The organism is Pseudomonas sp. GL-RE-29, assembly GCF_019947275.1.
Classification (GTDB): Bacteria; Pseudomonadota; Gammaproteobacteria; order Pseudomonadales; family Pseudomonadaceae; genus Aquipseudomonas; species Aquipseudomonas fluorescens_A.
In genome coordinates, this window is record NZ_JAGYGD010000054.1 from 1 (window position 1) to 16,761 (window position 16,761).

The window sequence follows — 16,761 nt, forward strand, 5'->3', positions numbered from 1 at the left end:
CGATGAATTCCTTATCGGCGCTTCGGGTAGAAAGGGCGGGACGAGAAGTCTCCCACGGTCCGTACTGGCTAGAGTCGGAATCGAGCTTTTAGTCCCGCCCACCCCTTCAAGTCTAAACATACAAGCGAGCCTGCTCGCGATGGCGATCGGTCTTGCAATGAAGGCATTAAGCTTCCCACGGATTGATCACTTCCATCCCTGAAAACTCGAAGTCCCGCACGTTACGGGTGGCAATCGGAGCTCCGTGGACTCGGCAAACGGCGGCAATCTGCGCATCAGCCATCGACGCGGTCCGCCCCTTGGCTTCACAAGCCGCCACCAGCGTCGCGTATTCGACTGCGGCATGAACATCAAAAGGCAAAATCCGTCCGGCAAAGTCTTCTTCAAACATTGCCATAGCATGTGATTCAAGTTTTTGTTTGCGCTTGCCAGAAGGGAGGCGCGCGATGCCATGAAGAATTTCTGCCACGGTAACGGCACTTATTGCCAGCTCCATCGCTGGCTGCGCATCTACCCAAGCAAGAACCTGATTGTCAGGCTCGACCCGCATGAATTCCGAAAGCACATTGGTATCGAGCACTATCATTCCGAGAAGTCCACCGCACTCGCTTTCTCATGCCGAGAAGGCAGATCGAGATCGACCCCGCCACATGCGCTGAACCGGGTACGGATTCTGCTGCCAAGCCCTCCCGAACGGTCGACGGAGGCTAACGCCCTACCCAGGATAAGACGAGCTTCCTCTTCCATGGAATGCCCGTTGTGAGCAGCTGCAATTCTCAGCTGCTCTTTAATTTGATCGTCGAGGTTTCTGATCGTGATACTGGCCATGATGCCTCCTGCAATCAATGAAATCGTTGATAGCAAGCTAGCACATCAGGCCGCGCTAAAACGCGTCACTTTTCCGAACGGCCTCAAACACTAATCGCATTGGTAAACACCAACCGATTGCCAAACGGATCAGCAATCGTCATATCCTGGCTGCCCCACGGCATCGCCTGGATCTGCGGGCGGGCGAACGGGTATTCCTTGGCCAGCAGTTGCTGCTGGAAGGTTTCCAGTTCATTAGTCTCGATGCGCAGGGCCGAGCCTGGTGTGGCGTCGCCATGGTGTTCGGACAAATGCAGCACGCATTCGCCGCGAGAGACTTGCAGGTACAGCGGGAAATTGGCTTCGAAGCGGTGCTGCCAGTCGATCTTGAAACCGAGGAAGTCGACGTAGAATTCAACAGCCTTGATTTCATCGAAGATGCGCAGGATCGGAGTGGTTTTGCCGAAGCTCATCAAATTGCTCCCAGACAGAAATTGCCCACAGTGTAGCCGGGCTGTACGTCAGCAGTTCGGCTTAGGGATGGCATTCTTTAATCTCAATATGCCATCACTGTGACGCGCCCCCCAAATCGTTACTGAAACCCGTCGCGCAAATCCCCTTCCCGCGCCAGAAACCGCCCTTCCCGACGCCCGTTCGCCTGACCGTCGCGATAACTCAGCACACCGTTGACCCAAACCCCTTCGACGCCCTCGGCAGCCTGTTGCGGATCATTGAAGTCGGCCACATCACGAATGGTCGCCGGATCGAACAGCACCAGGTCCGCCCAATGCCCTTCGCGGATTTCGCCCCGCTCCTTCAGGCCGAATCGCGACGCCGACAGGCCAGTCATTTTGTGCACGGCGGTGTGCAAGGGAAACAGTCCTACGTCACGGCTGAAATGTCCGAGCACTCGCGGGAACGCGCCCCACAAGCGCGGGTGCGGAAACGGATCTTCCGGCAGACCATCGGAGCCAACCATCGACAACGGGTGCGCGAGGATTCGTCGTACATCGGCCTCGTCCATCCCGTAATACACCGCGCCGGCCGGTTGCAGTTGGCGGGCCGCGTCGAGCAACGAGACGTTCCACTCGGCGGCGATGTCCATCAGGTCGCGGCCGCCCATTTCCGGGTGCGGCGTCGACCAGGTGATGGTGATGCGATGGGCGTCGGTGACCTGCTTGAGATCAAGCGTCGAAGAACTCGCCGCATAGGGATAGCAATCGCAGCCCACCGGGTGGGTTTGTGCCGCCTGTTCGAGGGACGCCAGCAGCTGCGGACTACGTCCCCAATTACCGGCCCCGGCACATTTGAGGTGGGAAATGATCACTGGGGATTTCGCATGGCGGCCGATCTGGAACGCCTCGTCCATGGCCTCCAGCACCGGTTCGAACTCGCTGCGCAAATGGGTGGTGTAGACCGCACCGAATGCGGTCAGCTCTTCGGTCAGTTGCATGACTTCGTCAGTGGACGCCGAGAAAGCGCTGGCGTAGGCAAGACCCGTCGATAAGCCCAGCGCGCCGGCTTCGAGACTCTCACGCAGTTGCTCACGCATCGCGGCGATTTCATCAGCGCTGGCGGTGCGAAACAGATCGTCGAGGTGATTACTGCGCAGCGCGGTATGCCCGACCAATGCAGCGACATTGAGCGTTGTGTTCGCCGCTTCGACGGCCGCTCGGTAATCGCTGAACGTCGGATAATCAAACGCAGCACGGGTGCCCAGCAGGTTCATCGGGTCCGGCGGATCACCGCGCAAACTCACCGGTGACGCGCTGATGCCGCAGTTGCCGACGATCACCGTGGTCACGCCCTGGCTGAGCTTGGGCAACATCTGCGGCTGGCGGATCACCACCGTGTCGTCGTGGGTGTGCACGTCGATGAAACCCGGCGCCAGCACGTGGCCGGCGGCGTCGATTTCCTCCCTCGCGCGAGCCTCGCGCAAATCACCGATGCGCTCGATGCGACCGTTCAGAATCGCCACGTCGGCGGGGTAGCCGGGGGTGTTACTGCCGTCGATGATCAGGGCGTTGCGGATCAGCGTGTCGTACATCATGTCAGTCTCCCAGCGGCAAGTGATCATCGCCGCCGCGGTAATCGTCCAGGGCGAGTTTGATCCGCCGCAGACGTTCTTGATTGTCTTCAGGATTGGCCAGTGCCAGCTCGGTGGCAAGCACGTCGATGGCGAGCAACATGCCGTAGCGCGCCGCCGTCGGTTTGTAGATGAACGAGGTTTCGGCGCTTTGCAGCGGCAGCACGATGTCGGCCAGTTGCGCCAGCGGCGAATCAGCCCGGGTGATCGTCAGAATGCGCGCGCCGTAGCTGCGCGCCAGTTCCACCGTTTCCAGCAACTCGGGGGTGATGCCGGTCAACGAGCAGACAATCACCACGTGTTCGGCGCTGAGGCTGGAAGCGGTGATGCGCATCATCACCGCGTCATGGCACACCGCAATCGGATAGCCGAGGCGCACCAGGCGCACCTGCAATTCATCGCTGCACAAGGTCGAGCACCCGCCCATGCCGAAGGCATGAATCATCCGTGCCTTGCCCAGCAGTTTCACCGCATCGGCGAAGCGCGACTCGTCGAAGGCCGACAAATGCTGACGCAGGGTCGACTCGATATCGCCGACGATCTGCCCATAAAACGCCGACTGATCCGGTGTCCCCGCCGGGTCGAGAAAACGGCTGCCGACTCCGCTGGCCTGGGCCAGCTGCAAACGCAAGTCGCGCAAGTCGCGACAGCCCACCGTGCGGGCAAAACGCGACAGCGTCGCGGTGCTGACTTCCGCCCGCTGCGCCAGCTCATCGAGGCTGGCGGATGCGGCAAACCCTACGTCGTCGAGCATCAGCCGGGCGATGCGTCCTTCACCGGCACTGAAGGAATCCTGGCGAGCGCGGATCTGGTAGAGGATGTCCATGGCGGGCGGCTCCGGTTAAATCAGATAAGAAAGGCCAACGGTCAGGCCGAAAGCGACGAGCGAGATCAGCGTCTCTAGCACCGTCCAGGTCTTGAAGGTCTGGGTGACTGTCATGTTGAAGTATTCCTTGATCAACCAGAAGCCACCGTCGTTGACGTGAGAAAAAATCACCGACCCTGCCCCCGTCGCCAGCACCAACAATTCCGGATGCGGATAACCCAGACCAATGGCCACCGGCGCGACCACGCCCGAGGCGGTGGTCATGGCCACGGTGGCGGAACCGGTGGCGATGCGCATCAGCGCGGCGAACAACCACCCCATCAACAGCGGCGACAAGTGGAATTCGTGGGCCAGGCCGACGATCTGGTCGGTGACGCCAGCGTCTACCAGAATCCGGTTCAGACCGCCGCCAGCGCCCACCAGCAAGGTAATGCTGGCGGTCGGCGCCAGGCATTCGTTGGTGAATTTCAGGATCGATTCGCGGTTGAAACCCTGGGCCAGGCCGAGGGTCCAGAAGCTCAGCAAAGTCGCCAGCAGCAGCGCAATCACCGAGTTGCCGATGAACAGCAGGAACTGGTTGAAACCCGTACCCGGTGTGGAAATCAGGTTAGCCCAGCCGCCGATCAGCATCAGCACCACCGGCAACAGGATTGTCGCCATGGTCAGGCCGAAACTCGGCAGGCTATCGCGCGGTTCGCGTTCGAGGAACTGCTTTTCCAGCGGGTTTTCCGCCGGCAACTGAATGCGCGGCACGATGAACTTGGCGTACAAGGGACCGGCGATGATCGCGGTCGGAATGCCGATCAGAATCGCGTACAGCAAAGTCTGCCCCACCGACGCCTGATACACCTGCACCGCCAGCATCGCCGCCGGGTGTGGCGGCACCAGCGCATGCACCACGGACAAACCCGCGACCATCGGCAAGCCGACCATCAGGATCGACACGCCAACCCGGCGCGCCACGGTGAACGCGATCGGCACCAGCAACACGAAACCGACCTCGAAGAACAACGGCAGCCCCACCAGAAAGGCGATGCACACCATCGCCCAATGGGCGTTCTTCTCGCCGAAGCGGTCGATCAAGGTCCGCGCCACCTGCTCGGCGCCGCCGGACTCGGCCATCATCTTGCCGAGCATCGTGCCCAGCGCCACCACCAGCGCAATGTGCCCCAGGGTCTTGCCGACGCCCGCCTCATACGCCCCGACCACGCCGGACGGCGGCATCCCCGCCACCAACGCCAGGCCGATGGAAATCAGGGTGATGACAATGAACGGATTAAGCCGATAACGGGCGATCAGAACGATCAAAGCAATGATGGCGATGGCGGCGTACACCAGCAGCCAATAGCCGAAGGACAGGGTCATGCGGTACTCCTCGAGAGGGTCACGTCGAAAGTTTTGTGAAACTCTTAAAACATTTCGAGACGCGATATTCAAACGAGGTGAAAGTAATTTTCGTACAGAGGTAAGAAGTGTCGCTCACGGATATGTCGTGTCGCGAATAATGAAAATCGGGGCGGCGAATTTTCATCGCCGCCAGCCGGTTTAGCCGTCAGTCGTGATGCACACGCGCGCGTTTGAGCAGCTTCTTGCAACGCTCGGAAAGACCCAACACCCGCAGATGTTTTCCGGCCTTGGTGTAGCGCTCGCGCAGGGTATCCAGCGCAGCGATGGCGGAATAATCGACGAAGCTCAGATGACGACAATCCAGCGTCACGTGCGCCGGGTCGTTGGCCGTATCGAATTGATTCAGAAACGGCGTGGTCGAGGCAAAAAACAACGTGCCGTGAACGCGGTAAAGCTTGCTGCCGTCGCTTTCCAGATGGCTGTCGGCGTACAACTGCCGAGCCTGCTGCCAGGCGAAGTTGAGCGCCGCAATGATGATCCCGCACAGCACCGCCGTGGCCAGGTCGGTGAACACGGTAATCACCGTCACCGCGATGATCACCAGCACATCGTTCAGCGGCACCTTGTTCAGCACCCGCAGCGAAGCCCAGGCAAACGTCTGCTGCGAGACCACGAACATCACGCCGACCAGCGCAGCCAACGGAATGCGCTCGATCAACGGCGACAGGAACAGGATGAACAGCAGAATAGCCACCCCGGCCACCACGCCGGACAACCGGCCTCGGCCACCGGAACTGAGGTTGATCACGGTTTGCCCGATCATCGCGCAACCGCCCATGCCGCCGAACAGACCGGACACCACGTTGGCCGCACCCAGCGCCACGCACTCGCGATCCGGGTAACCGCGGCTTTCGGTGATTTCGTCGGTGAGGTTGAGGGTCAGCAGGGTTTCGAGTAGACCCACCATCGCCATCAAAATCGCGTAAGGCGCGATGATGCGCAGGGTGTCCAGGTTCCAGGGAATGTCCGGCAAGGCAACGGTCGGCAAGCCGCCCGCGATATGCGCCATGTCGCCGAGGGTACGCGTCGGCAGGCCGAGCAGATAAACCGCCAGTCCCACACCGAGAATCGCCACCAGGGCTGGCGGAATGGCGCGGGTCAGACGAGGCAGCACGTAGACAATCGCCATTGTCACCGCGACCAGCCCGATCATCATGTACAGCGGCTTACCGCTCAGCCAGGTCTCGCCACTCTTGAAGTGCTCCAGTTGCGCCAGGGCAATGATGATCGCCAGACCGTTGACGAACCCGAGCATCACCGGGTGCGGCACCATGCGCACCAGTTTGCCCAGCCGCAGCAGGCCGAACGCCGCCATGATCAACCCGCCCAGCAGCACCGTCGCCAGCAGGTACTGCACACCGTGCTGCACCACCAGCGCGACAATCACCACCGCCATCGACCCGGCGGCACCGGACACCATGCCCGGCCGGCCGCCGAACAGCGCGGTCAAGGTGCAAATGATGAACGCGCCATACAGCCCCATCAGCGGATTGAGGTGCGCCACCAGTGCAAAAGCAATGCATTCGGGCAACAGGGCAAAAGACGTCGTGAGGCCAGCGAGGGCATCGGCGCGTAGGTGTTTTGGTTTCATGGGGGACCGCGTGCAGGGAATAGCGAAAAAGAGTTTGCGGATGTTACGGAATCGAGGGCGGCCCGGCCAGTTTATGCGACTTCGGAAATGCCATCGCGGGCAAGCCTCGCTCCCACAGGTTCTGCGTCGTTCGCCCATTCAGTGAACGACACAATACCTGTGGGAGCTGGCTTGCCAGCGATGAAGGATGACGCGGTCTAAAGCGAACTCACACCATCTCGTGACGAATCCAATCCACCACCGACGTACGCTTCGGCACCCAACCCAGCAACTCCCGCGCATGCTTGCCGCGAACCCGGCTATTGGAGCCCAGGCCATAATTGGCCATTTCATAACCCCACTCTGCTTCAGCATCCTTCAGCGGCCAGTCTTGTGGCTTGCCCAGATTCAACGCCTCGGCCATCGCCGTGGTCATGTCGATAAACGACGCTTCGCCGCTTTCAACAAAGTAGAACGTACCCGGAATGTTTTTGGTCAGCGCCAGCAAATACAACGACACCACGTCTTCGATGTGCACGTTGGACCAGATGTTCTGCCCAGTGCCGACATGCCGGACCACACCGCTTTTGCGCGCCTGTTTCAGCAAGCGTGGCAATTGCACGCTGTCGCGATTGACGCCCAGGCTGTGGCCGTAGATCAGCGTGTTGCAGATCACTGCCGAGTTCACGCCGTCCTTCGCCGCAGCGAGGATCAGGTTGTCGATGGCCACGCGTGCGGCCTTGTCCACGGTCGGTTCCGGCAGGTTGTCCTCGACGTAGATAACGTCGCTGGCCTGACCGCCAGAAGCATCACCGACGATGCTCGAACCGCTGGTGTGCAGGAACACTTTGTTGGAGCCGCGCAGGGCATCGAGCAAGGCTTCCACTGCACCGCGATGGTCGCTGCTGGCGGCGTTGATCACGGCGTCGGCGGCCCGCGCCTGTTCGGCCAATAGCGCGCTGTCATCCAGCGTGCCGACCACGGGTGTGATGCCCAGCGCTTTCAATTCATCCGCCTGTTCGGTGTTGCGCACCAGACCGGTAACGTTATGACCGGCCTTGATCAGGCCCGTGGCGATGGAACCGCCGATAAAACCGGCAGCACCGGTAACGAATACGTTCATGGAGAAACTCCCTGCGTTGATAAGTGATGCAACGAGTATCAAGCAGCGATCACTGGCGAAAAATCCCCGCTGACCCAATTCACTCTTGCGCAGGAATCACGAATCAGTCGCTGAAATTCGTTGAAGCATAAACCGCCAATTTGCTCTGGATGAAGTCGAGGAAACACTGGATGCGCAAGGCCAACTGCGAGTTGCGGTAGTACACCGCGTTGATCGGCTGGCGATAACCGCTGTTGAATTCGCCCAGCAAGACTTTCAAGCGTCCGGCACGAATGTCCTCGATGGTCATGTAATGCGACAGGCTGGCGATGCCCTGGCCTTCCAGTGCGAGATGACGGATGGTCTCGCCGCTGGAGGCGCTGAGGGAAGCCTGGATCGGCCAGCGATCGCCATGCACGTAGCGCAGCGGCCATTGGTTGAGGCCTTCGTTTTGGGTGAATCCCAACAGCGTGTGGTTGGACAGATCAGCGACCGCCATCGGCGTGCCGTGTTTTTCCAGGTACGCCGGGCTGGCGACGATGTGCAGTGGGCTGCAACCCAGGGAACGAGCGTGCAGGGTCGAGTCGGCGAGTGTGCCGATACGGATGGCAATGTCGGTGCTTTGTTCAAGCAGGTCGATGATCAGGTCGTTGCTGTTGAGTTCGAGCTGGATGTCGGGATAGAGCCGGCGGAACTCATCGATGTACGGCACGATGGCGTGCAGCATGAACGGCGACGCGGCGTTGATGCGCAAGCGTCCGGACGGCGTTTGCTGACGCGAGGACAAGCGCTCTTCGAGCTCGTCCATCTGATCGAGAATCAGCTTGGCGTGCTCGAAGAAATACTTGCCCTCCTCGGTCAGGTCCATTCGCCGGGTGGTGCGGTTGATCAACGTGGTATCGAGTTTGGCCTCCAGCCGCGATAACGTGCGACTGACCGCCGACGGCGTCTGCCCGACCTGCTCGGCGGCCGCGGAAATCGACCCGCATTCGATCACGCAGACGAAAATCTGCAACTCATCGGATCTGGCTTTCACGTGTTTCCCTTATCGATAGTCCTGCTCACCTGTGTGGAGGATCCATTGTGGCGAGGGAGCTTGCTCCCGCTGGTGCGCGAAGCGGACTCAAAACAGGTGAACACGGTCACTCAGCTGCACCGCGTTTACCGGTTTTACGACGGCTTCGCCGCCGAGCGGGAGCAAGCTCCCTCGCCACAGGTCAGTGTCCGCTTCAGATATCGATAGTAGCGGAGGCTTACACCTTCAGGCCAAACACCTCGGCCAAATGTTGCTCATAACGCGCCACATCACCTTCGATGTTCGGGCGTTTCATCACGTCCACGCAAAGGAACGTCGGCAAACCGGTCATGCCGAGGAACTCGTTGGCCTTGTGAAACGGGAAATACACGGCGTCCACGCCCTTGCCTTCGAAGAAATCTGTCGGATCGTCGAACGCCTGCTGCGGCGCATTCCAGGTCAACGACAGCATGTATTGCTTGCCCTGTACCAGACCGCCACTGCCGTACTTCTGCGAGGCGTCGGAACGGGTGCGGCCATCGCTGGCGTAGAGGCTGCCGTGACCTTCGGTGAAGACTTCGTCGATGTACTTCTTCACGGTCCATGGCGCGCCCATCCACCAGCCGGGCATCTGGTAAATGATCACGTCAGCCCAGAGGAACTTGGCGACTTCTTCAGCGACGTCGTATCCCTCGTCGATGAACGTGGCTTTGACATCGATACCGCCGCGATCCAGCACGCTCAGCGCGGCTTCATGCAGCGTGGTGTTGTAGCGGCCATCAGAGTGGGCGAATTTTTTGCCGCCATTGAGTAACCGAACTTTTTTCATGGGAGGTCTCGGGAAGGGTCAGGAATTGGATGGCGGCAGAGTAACGATCCGCCTCGCGCGGAGTAAGCGCCCATTTCACAAATCTCATTTGACCCACACGCACGAATCAACCGTTGATTGTTGCCTTAAACTGGCGCCGATTCTGACTTGAGGAGAGTTTTCTGATGAGTGAACTGCAAGGCTTCATCCTGCACGCCAAGACCCGCCCGGAAAAATCCGACGCCTTTGAAGCATTTTTCAGCGGCTATGTAGAAGCCAGTCGCGCCGAACCCGGCTGCATCGAATACCACATGCTGCGCGACAAGCAGGACCCGACGCTGTTTATCTTCTACGAGATCTGGCAGTCCCAGGAACACCTCGACGTGCACTCGAACCTGCCACACATGAAGCAATTCCTCGAACAACGTGATGAATACCTGGAACGGGATTTCGAAATCCGCGCCATTAAAATGATCAGCCCGTCGTCCGCTAGCCGTTGATCAACAAATGACCGCCGAGTAAGCCGAGGCCAATAAAGAACACGCGCTTGAACAACACGGCGCTGATCCGTTGCCTCAGCCATTGCCCGAACAGCATGCCCAACACGGCCGGAATCAGCGCCAGCAACGATGCACTCAACTCACCACCACCGAGGGCGCCGCGCCATAACAGCCCGGCGGCCAAGGCGAGCGTCGACACGGTGAACGACAGGCCCATCGCCTGAACCAGCTCATCCTTGCTCAAGCCCAGCGCCTGCATATACGGCACTGCCGGAATCACGAACACGCCGGTGGCCGAGGTAATAACGCCTGTCAGCACGCCGCACAGCGGGCCTAGCCAGCGCTCACTGCTTGCGCCTACACGCAAGGTCGGCAGGAACAAACCGCTCAACGCATAGAGCAACAACGCCGCCCCCAAACCGCGCACCACCCAGTGCCCTCCTGCCATGCCGATCCACAGCGTGCCCGCGCCGGTGCCAATGAAAATCGCCAGCAGCATCGGCCACAGCCGTTTGATCAACCCACGCAGATGTCCGCCGAAAGCCAGTTGCCAGATGTTGGTCAGGGTCGCAGGAATGATCAACAGTGCGGCAGCCTGTGACGGCGCCATAGCCAGACCGAGCAAGCCCATGGCAATAGTCGGCAGGCCAAGACCGATGACACCTTTGATCATGCCGGCCAGCAGGAAGGTGGTGATAACCAACAATGACAGGGTCAAGCCGAGATTTTGGTAGAACGAGGCGAATGTATTCATGGGGCTATGGTGAGCCCGGATTGGCCGGTTGAAAATCTGCCATATACTGAGGGTGCCTATTCCCAAGCAAGAGGCTGATGATTGAGTAAAGGCGACCGGCCTTATCGCGAGCAGGCTCGCTCCTACATTTGATCGCATGCACCATGGGAGAACTCGGTCCACTGTGGGAGCTAGCCTGCTAGCGATGGCGCCCTCCCAGACACCACACTTTCAGAGCCTGCCGCCATGCACTTCGACCTCACCGACCTACGCCTTTACCTGAACATCCTCGACACCGGCAACATCACCGCCGGCGCCGCTCGCAGCCACCTGTCGCTGGCCGCGGCAAGCGCACGAATCCGCGCGATGGAATCGTCCCTCGGCACTGATTTCCTCGAGCGGGGTCGTCGCGGCGTAACACCGACACCTGCCGGCAAAGCCCTGGCGCAACACGCCCGCGTCCTGCTGCAACAGGCCGAACACATGCAGCAAGACCTGGCCGAATATGCCAAAGGCGTCAAAGGCCAGGTGCGCTTGTTGTGCAACACCACCGCCATCACCGAATACCTGCCCGAGTTGCTCGCCGACTTTCTGCGCGACCACCCCAACCTCGACATCGACCTGCAAGAACGCCCCAGCGCGCGCATCACCCACGCCTTGCGAGAGGGTGCCGCCGACCTAGGCATCGTCTCCGATGCAGTGGACACCCACTCGCTGGAAACCCTGCCCTTTCGCGACGATCCGCTGGTGCTGATCATGCCGCCCGGGCATCCCTTGGCCGACGTCGAATCACCGAGTTTCAGCGATACATTGCGTCACGATTACGTGGGCCTGGCCGCCAACAGCGCTTTGGCGGTGTATCTCGAAGAACAGGCGCTGCACGCAGGTATCCGCATGCAAATCCGTATCCGCGCCGAAGGTTTCGACGCAGTGATGCGCATGGTTGCTCACGGCGCCGGGCTGGCAATCGTGCCGCTGGCGGCGATCCAGCGCCGTCCCGATGATCGACCGTTCAAAAGCTTCACCCTGAAGGAAGACTGGGCACAACGAAAACTATTGCTATGCGGCCGCTCATTCGACCACCTGCCCGGGTATGCCAGGGCATTGTTCGAGGCCTTGCGTACCTCAAACCAGACCGAAAATCCTTGAAATGCAACAATCCACCCTATGCTCAGCTGTATTGCGAAAGGCTTACCGAGAGTAAAATCGCGCCTTTCAAACCTGGCCTGACCAAAACAAGCAGAAGGGAAACAGATGGCGGACGAAATCTTGCAACAGGGAACACTCAAGCGGGGGTTGAAAAATCGTCATATTCAACTGATCGCATTGGGTGGAGCCATTGGCACCGGGCTGTTCCTGGGCTCCGCCGGGGTGCTCAAATCCGCCGGTCCGTCGATGATCCTCGGCTATGCGATCGCCGGGTTTATCGCCTTTCTGATCATGCGCCAGTTGGGCGAGATGATTGTCGAGGAACCGGTGGCCGGCTCGTTCAGCCATTTTGCCCACAATTACTGGGGCAGCTTCGCCGGTTTCCTGTCCGGCTGGAACTACTGGGTACTGTATGTGCTGGTGGGCATGGCCGAGCTGACGGCGGTCGGCAAATACATACAGTTCTGGTGGCCGGAAGTGCCGACCTGGGTCAGCGCAGCGGTGTTCTTTGTGCTGGTCAACCTGATCAACACGCTGAACGTGAAAATCTTCGGTGAGATGGAGTTCTGGTTCGCGATCATCAAGGTCGTGGCCATCGTCGGCATGATTGCCCTGGGCTGCTACATGTTGTTCAGCGGTACTGGCGGCCCGCAAGCGTCGGTGAGCAACCTGTGGGACCACGGCGGTTTCTTCCCCAACGGCTACAGCGGTTTGCTGATGGCGATGGCGTTTATCATGTTTTCCTTCGGCGGCCTGGAGCTGGTCGGCATCACCGCCGCGGAAGCCAGCGAGCCGAGAAAGGTCATTCCCAAGGCGATCAACCAAGTGGTTTACCGCGTGCTGATCTTCTACGTCGGCGCACTCACCGTGCTGCTGTCGTTGTATCCGTGGGATCAACTGCTGCAAACACTGGGCGCTTCCGGCGATGCCTACAGCGGCAGCCCGTTTGTGCAGATCTTCGCCTTGATCGGCAGCGACACCGCCGCGCAAATCCTCAACTTCGTGGTGCTCACTGCGGCGCTGTCGGTCTACAACAGCGGCGTGTACTGCAACAGCCGCATGCTCTTCGGCCTGGCCGAACAGGGCGATGCACCGAAGTCGCTGATGAAGTTGAACAAGCAGGGCGTTCCGATTCGCGCGCTGGGCGTGTCCGCGCTGATCACCATGTTGGCCGTGCTGGTCAACTACGTCGCGCCGCATGAAGCGCTTGAGCTGTTGTTCGCCCTGGTGGTCGCTTCGCTGATGATCAACTGGGCGCTGATCAGCCTGACGCACTTGAAGTTTCGCAAGGCCATGGCTCAGCGCGGCGTCGTACCAGGCTTCAAGGCGTTCTGGTCGCCGTACACCAATTACCTGTGCCTGCTGTTCATGGCCGTGATCATCTGCGTTATCTGGATGATCCCGCCGGTACGCGCTTCGGTATACGCCATGCCGGTATGGGTGTTGTTCATCTACGGCTGCTACCGGTTACGCATGGCCAGGCACCGGAACCTGCCAGTGGCCGAATAACCCTGCAATAAAAAACGCCCCGGCACTCGATGAATGCCGAGGCGTTTTTATTGGGTGTACCAGATGACCGCGCGTTTCTGGACAGCTCAATGTCGACTACAGACAACTGGCCGGTGGACGGGCGCTATAGGGTTCGACTTCGTTTCTTGAACCCACTGCCCGGAGTCATCATGACCGCACCGATCACCGTACTTCGCGACACCCACCCGCTGCCCGTACTCGACGCCTGCAAATGGGAAAAACTCGAAGGCGACCCGCACACCGTCAACCTCAACGCCTACACCAGCGAAGATGGCAGCAAGATCATGGGCACCTGGATCTGCACGCCGGGCAAGTGGTACGTCGAATACGTGAAGTGGGAGTACTGCGATTTCCGCGAGGGTTACTGCATCATCACCCCTGAGGGCAAAGAACCGATCCACCTGCGGGCCGGTGACATTTTCGTGATTGAACCGGGGATGAAAGGTACGTGGGAAGTGGTGGAAACCGTGCGCAAATATTTCGTGTTTGCCTGATACAAAAAACCGGGAGATCACCCAATGTGATTTCCCGGTTAAAGATTATTTCAAGCGCAATACAAATCCCGTGGCGAGGGAGCTTGCTCCCGCTCGGCTGCGCAGCAGTCGTAAAGCTGGCAACCGCGATCTACCTGAAACACCGCACTGACCGGATTTGGGTCCGCTTCGCGAACTAGCGGGAGCAAGCTCCCTCGCCACAAAAGCTCGTTCCCTATTGCGGTTTGCGATAGCTATTGATGATCGCCGAGAAGTCGTTCCCGCCTTCCCCACGCAAACTCATCGCCTGATACAACTGCTGGGCCACCGCCCCGAGCACCACCGGTTGGTGCGCCTGACGCGCGGCTTCCGTGGCCAGTCCCAAATCCTTGAGCATCAATTCGGCACCAAAACCGCCTGTATAACCACGCGACGCCGGCGCCGTTTCGACAATGCCCGGCCACGGGTTGTACATCTCCGAACTCCAGCAACGCCCGGTGGAGCTGTTGATGATGCCCGCCAGCACTTTGGTGTCGATACCCAGCGCATCGCCCAGGGCCATGGCTTCACTGACGCCTACCATGGAAATCCCCAGCAGCAGGTTGTTGCAGATCTTGGCAATTTGCCCGGTACCGACCTCACCGCAATGGACGATGTTGCGGCCCATCTGCGCCAGCACCGGTTGCAGGGTGGTGAACAGTTCCGGGGTGGCGCCGACCATGAAGGTCAACGTCCCGGCGGCTGCACCGCCCGTGCCGCCGGAGACCGGCGCATCAGCCATCGCCACACCCTGCTTCGCAGCAGCGGTAGCGACATCACGCGCGGTCTGCGGATCGATCGTGCTGCAATCCACGGCCGGTACGCCTTTACCGATGCCGGCGAGCACGCCGTCCTCACCCAGCCAAACGCTGCGCACGTGCACAGCCGCCGGCAGCATGGTGATCACCAGCTCCGCACCGTCCGCCGCCTCGCGGGCCGAAGCGCTGATGCTGCCGCCCAGTTGCTCCAGCTCCGCCAGCACGGTTTTATTCAGATCGACCAGGCGCAGCGCGTGACCGGCCTTGATCAGGTTGCGCGCCATCGGCGCGCCCATGTTGCCGAGACCGATAAAAGCAATTTTCATGTTCGGCTCCTTATCGCAAGTTGATGGTGGTGTTCACACCGTCGTTGACACTGTCGTCATCGAACCAGCGGCTGGTGACAGTCTTGGTCTGAGTGTAGAACTGCACCACTTGCTTGCCATACGGGCCGAGGTCGCCGAGTTTCGAACCACGGGAACCGGTGAAGCTGAAGAACGGCACCGGCACTGGAATCGGGATGTTGATCCCGACCTGGCCGACGTCGATTTCGGTCTGGAACTTACGCGCCGCCGCACCGCTCTGGGTGAACAGGCCCGTGCCGTTGCCGAACGGATTGGCGTTGACCAGGGCGATGGCCTCGTCGAGGGTATTGACCTCAAGCACCACCAGCACCGGGCCGAAGATTTCCTGGGTGTAGATCTGCATGTCAGTGGTCACACCGGAGAACAGGGTTGGGCCGACAAAGTTGCCTTGCTCGTAACCCGCAACCGTAATGTCGCGACCGTCCAGCTCCAGTTTGGCGCCTTCCTTGATGCCGCTTTCGATCAGATCGAGAATCCGTGCCTTAGCTTTTTTCGAGATCACCGGACCGACATCGGTGCCTGGCTCGCTGCCGGCATTCACGGTCAGTTTCTGCGCCAGCGCTTTCAGGTCCGGCAGCCACTGCTTGGCCGCGCCCACCAGCACCACCACGGAAGTGGCCATGCAGCGTTGACCCGCCGCGCCAAAACCGGCGCCGACCAGTGCATTCAGCGCTTGCTCACGATTGGCATCCGGCAGCACCACGGCGTGGTTCTTCGCGCCCATCATCGATTGAACGCGTTTGCCGTGTTTGCCGGCCAGGTCGTAAACGTGAGTACCGACCGCGGTCGAACCGACGAACGAAACAGCCTTGATGTCTTTGTGGGTGCAGAGCGCATCCACCACATCCTTGCCGCCGTGCACGACGTTGAGCACGCCCGCCGGAACGCCAGCCTCGATGGCCAGTTCCACCAGCAGCATGGTCGACATCGGGTCCTGCTCGGATGGCTTGAGCACGAAGGTGTTACCGCAAGCGATGGCCATCGGGAACATCCATAGTGGAATCATCGCCGGGAAGTTGAACGGCGTGATGCCGGCGCAAACGCCGATCGGTTGACGCAGGGTATAGGTGTCCACACCGCCCGCCACGTTTTCAGCGAACTCGCCCATTTGCAGGCTGCCGATGGAGCAAGCGTGTTCAACCACTTCCAGGCCACGGAAAATATCGCCCTCGGCGTCGGCAATGGTTTTGCCTTGCTCGTTGCTGAGCACAACGGCAATACGCTTGGAGTGTTCGCGAATCAGCGCCTGCAACTTGAGCATGATGCGCATCCGTGCGCCGATCGGGGTCAGCTTCCAGGTCTGGAAGGCACGATGGGCGGCGCTGATCGCTGCGTCGACTTCTTCAGAGGTGGCAAACGGCACCTTGGCCAGCACTTGTTGGGTCGCCGGGTTGATGATGTCGTGCCATTCGGTGGACTGGGATTCGACCCACTCGCCGTCAATCAGCAGCTTGACCTTTTGCACACTTGTTTTTGATTCGTTGGGGGTTTCAGTAGGCGTGAGCGAAGCGTTCATGTGGGTCTCCGGATGTTTGTTTTTATTTCAGGAGCCAAGGCGAGAAAGTCGCCTTGAGATGAGGCGTGTGTCGCGAA

Annotated in this window: 17 protein-coding genes; 4 read left to right on the forward strand and 13 right to left on the reverse strand. The window is 59.9% G+C overall.

Annotated features, from left to right (window positions below):
- Window positions 1-166 precede the first annotated feature (166 nt).
- The 10 genes from KGB21_RS28040 to KGB21_RS28085 form a co-directional block, all read right to left on the reverse strand.
- The gene (locus KGB21_RS28040) at window positions 167-586 is read right to left on the reverse strand and encodes a type II toxin-antitoxin system VapC family toxin (protein WP_223507392.1); all 420 of its coding nucleotides are present in this window, start codon (window positions 584-586) and stop codon (window positions 167-169) included.
- Window positions 583-828, reverse strand: coding sequence for a FitA-like ribbon-helix-helix domain-containing protein (locus tag KGB21_RS28045; protein WP_034148362.1), 246 nt, complete (start codon window positions 826-828; stop codon window positions 583-585). The genes KGB21_RS28040 and KGB21_RS28045 overlap by 4 nt, the downstream gene beginning before the upstream one ends.
- An 83-nt stretch (window positions 829-911) precedes the next feature.
- Window positions 912-1,280, reverse strand: coding sequence for a glyoxalase superfamily protein (locus KGB21_RS28050; protein ID WP_223507393.1), 369 nt, complete (start codon window positions 1,278-1,280; stop codon window positions 912-914).
- A 119-nt stretch (window positions 1,281-1,399) separates the two neighbouring features.
- On the reverse strand, window positions 1,400-2,857 hold the full coding sequence (locus KGB21_RS28055; RefSeq protein WP_223507394.1) for an N-acyl-D-amino-acid deacylase family protein: 1,458 nt from the start codon (window positions 2,855-2,857) through the stop codon (window positions 1,400-1,402).
- Between the two features lies 1 nt (window position 2,858).
- The gene (locus tag KGB21_RS28060) at window positions 2,859-3,719 is read right to left on the reverse strand and encodes a MurR/RpiR family transcriptional regulator (RefSeq protein ID WP_223507395.1); all 861 of its coding nucleotides are present in this window, start codon (window positions 3,717-3,719) and stop codon (window positions 2,859-2,861) included.
- A gap of 15 nt (window positions 3,720-3,734) precedes the next feature.
- Window positions 3,735-5,084, reverse strand: a complete 1,350-nt coding sequence (locus KGB21_RS28065; RefSeq protein ID WP_223507396.1) for a gluconate:H+ symporter — start codon at window positions 5,082-5,084, stop codon at window positions 3,735-3,737.
- A gap of 187 nt (window positions 5,085-5,271) precedes the next feature.
- Window positions 5,272-6,717 carry a SulP family inorganic anion transporter gene (locus KGB21_RS28070; protein WP_223507397.1) on the reverse strand — a complete coding sequence of 482 codons (1,446 nt, stop codon included), beginning with the start codon at window positions 6,715-6,717 and terminating at the stop codon, window positions 5,272-5,274.
- Between the two features lie 208 nt (window positions 6,718-6,925).
- A complete protein-coding gene (locus tag KGB21_RS28075; RefSeq protein WP_223507398.1) occupies window positions 6,926-7,819 on the reverse strand; it encodes an NAD-dependent epimerase/dehydratase family protein in 894 nt (297 codons plus the stop codon).
- Window positions 7,820-7,922: 103 nt separating this feature from the next.
- Complete coding sequence (locus tag KGB21_RS28080; protein WP_034148369.1) at window positions 7,923-8,834, reverse strand: LysR family transcriptional regulator; 912 nt, start codon at window positions 8,832-8,834, stop codon at window positions 7,923-7,925.
- Between the two features lie 217 nt (window positions 8,835-9,051).
- The gene (locus KGB21_RS28085; RefSeq protein WP_223507399.1) at window positions 9,052-9,642 is read right to left on the reverse strand and encodes an NAD(P)H-dependent oxidoreductase; all 591 of its coding nucleotides are present in this window, start codon (window positions 9,640-9,642) and stop codon (window positions 9,052-9,054) included.
- Window positions 9,643-9,806: 164 nt separating this feature from the next.
- Between KGB21_RS28085 and KGB21_RS28090 the strand changes: the two genes are divergently transcribed.
- The gene (locus tag KGB21_RS28090; RefSeq protein ID WP_034148371.1) at window positions 9,807-10,121 is read left to right on the forward strand and encodes a putative quinol monooxygenase; all 315 of its coding nucleotides are present in this window, start codon (window positions 9,807-9,809) and stop codon (window positions 10,119-10,121) included.
- Here the strand turns inward: KGB21_RS28090 and KGB21_RS28095 are convergent.
- The gene (locus KGB21_RS28095) at window positions 10,111-10,875 is read right to left on the reverse strand and encodes a sulfite exporter TauE/SafE family protein (protein ID WP_223507400.1); all 765 of its coding nucleotides are present in this window, start codon (window positions 10,873-10,875) and stop codon (window positions 10,111-10,113) included. The two genes, KGB21_RS28090 and KGB21_RS28095, sit on opposite strands and share 11 nt — an antisense overlap.
- Before the next feature lie 225 nt (window positions 10,876-11,100).
- Here KGB21_RS28095 and KGB21_RS28100 point away from each other — a divergent pair, with 225 nt between their 5' ends.
- The 3 genes from KGB21_RS28100 (at window position 11,101) to KGB21_RS28110 (ending at window position 14,027) form a co-directional block, all read left to right on the forward strand.
- Window positions 11,101-12,003 carry a LysR substrate-binding domain-containing protein gene (locus tag KGB21_RS28100; RefSeq protein WP_223507401.1) on the forward strand — a complete coding sequence of 301 codons (903 nt, stop codon included), beginning with the start codon at window positions 11,101-11,103 and terminating at the stop codon, window positions 12,001-12,003.
- 105 nt (window positions 12,004-12,108) lie between these two features.
- Window positions 12,109-13,512, forward strand: a complete 1,404-nt coding sequence (locus KGB21_RS28105) for an amino acid permease (RefSeq protein ID WP_034148374.1) — start codon at window positions 12,109-12,111, stop codon at window positions 13,510-13,512.
- Between the two features lie 170 nt (window positions 13,513-13,682).
- Window positions 13,683-14,027: a cupin domain-containing protein gene (locus KGB21_RS28110; RefSeq protein ID WP_007946320.1), complete on the forward strand. Its 345-nt coding sequence runs from the start codon at window positions 13,683-13,685 to the stop codon at window positions 14,025-14,027.
- Window positions 14,028-14,241: 214 nt separating this feature from the next.
- Here KGB21_RS28110 and mmsB read toward each other — a convergent pair whose 3' ends face one another.
- Together mmsB and KGB21_RS28120 are read right to left on the reverse strand one after the other, a co-directional pair.
- Window positions 14,242-15,129 (reverse strand): 3-hydroxyisobutyrate dehydrogenase, encoded by an 888-nt coding sequence (mmsB, locus tag KGB21_RS28115; protein WP_223507402.1) that lies wholly within the window; start codon window positions 15,127-15,129, stop codon window positions 14,242-14,244.
- Window positions 15,130-15,139: 10 nt separating this feature from the next.
- On the reverse strand, window positions 15,140-16,684 hold the full coding sequence (locus KGB21_RS28120; RefSeq protein ID WP_223507403.1) for a CoA-acylating methylmalonate-semialdehyde dehydrogenase: 1,545 nt from the start codon (window positions 16,682-16,684) through the stop codon (window positions 15,140-15,142).
- Window positions 16,685-16,761 lie beyond the last annotated feature (77 nt).

Excerpts from the sequence above, each read along its gene's own strand:
- KGB21_RS28040 (WP_223507392.1), bottom strand. The coding sequence starts at position 586 with ATGATAGTGCTCGATACCAATGTGCTTTCGGAATTCATGCGGGTCGAG.
- KGB21_RS28045 (WP_034148362.1), bottom strand. The coding sequence starts at position 828 with ATGGCCAGTATCACGATCAGAAACCTCGACGATCAAATTAAAGAGCAG.
- KGB21_RS28050 (WP_223507393.1), bottom strand. The coding sequence starts at position 1,280 with ATGAGCTTCGGCAAAACCACTCCGATCCTGCGCATCTTCGATGAAATC.
- KGB21_RS28055 (WP_223507394.1), bottom strand. The coding sequence starts at position 2,857 with ATGATGTACGACACGCTGATCCGCAACGCCCTGATCATCGACGGCAGT.
- KGB21_RS28060 (WP_223507395.1), bottom strand. The coding sequence starts at position 3,719 with ATGGACATCCTCTACCAGATCCGCGCTCGCCAGGATTCCTTCAGTGCC.
- KGB21_RS28065 (WP_223507396.1), bottom strand. The coding sequence starts at position 5,084 with ATGACCCTGTCCTTCGGCTATTGGCTGCTGGTGTACGCCGCCATCGCC.
- KGB21_RS28070 (WP_223507397.1), bottom strand. The coding sequence starts at position 6,717 with ATGAAACCAAAACACCTACGCGCCGATGCCCTCGCTGGCCTCACGACG.
- KGB21_RS28075 (WP_223507398.1), bottom strand. The coding sequence starts at position 7,819 with ATGAACGTATTCGTTACCGGTGCTGCCGGTTTTATCGGCGGTTCCATC.
- KGB21_RS28085 (WP_223507399.1), bottom strand. The coding sequence starts at position 9,642 with ATGAAAAAAGTTCGGTTACTCAATGGCGGCAAAAAATTCGCCCACTCT.
- KGB21_RS28090 (WP_034148371.1), top strand. The coding sequence starts at position 9,807 with ATGAGTGAACTGCAAGGCTTCATCCTGCACGCCAAGACCCGCCCGGAA.
- KGB21_RS28095 (WP_223507400.1), bottom strand. The coding sequence starts at position 10,875 with ATGAATACATTCGCCTCGTTCTACCAAAATCTCGGCTTGACCCTGTCA.
- KGB21_RS28100 (WP_223507401.1), top strand. The coding sequence starts at position 11,101 with ATGCACTTCGACCTCACCGACCTACGCCTTTACCTGAACATCCTCGAC.
- KGB21_RS28105 (WP_034148374.1), top strand. The coding sequence starts at position 12,109 with ATGGCGGACGAAATCTTGCAACAGGGAACACTCAAGCGGGGGTTGAAA.
- KGB21_RS28110 (WP_007946320.1), top strand. The coding sequence starts at position 13,683 with ATGACCGCACCGATCACCGTACTTCGCGACACCCACCCGCTGCCCGTA.
- mmsB (WP_223507402.1), bottom strand. The coding sequence starts at position 15,129 with ATGAAAATTGCTTTTATCGGTCTCGGCAACATGGGCGCGCCGATGGCG.
- KGB21_RS28120 (WP_223507403.1), bottom strand. The coding sequence starts at position 16,684 with ATGAACGCTTCGCTCACGCCTACTGAAACCCCCAACGAATCAAAAACA.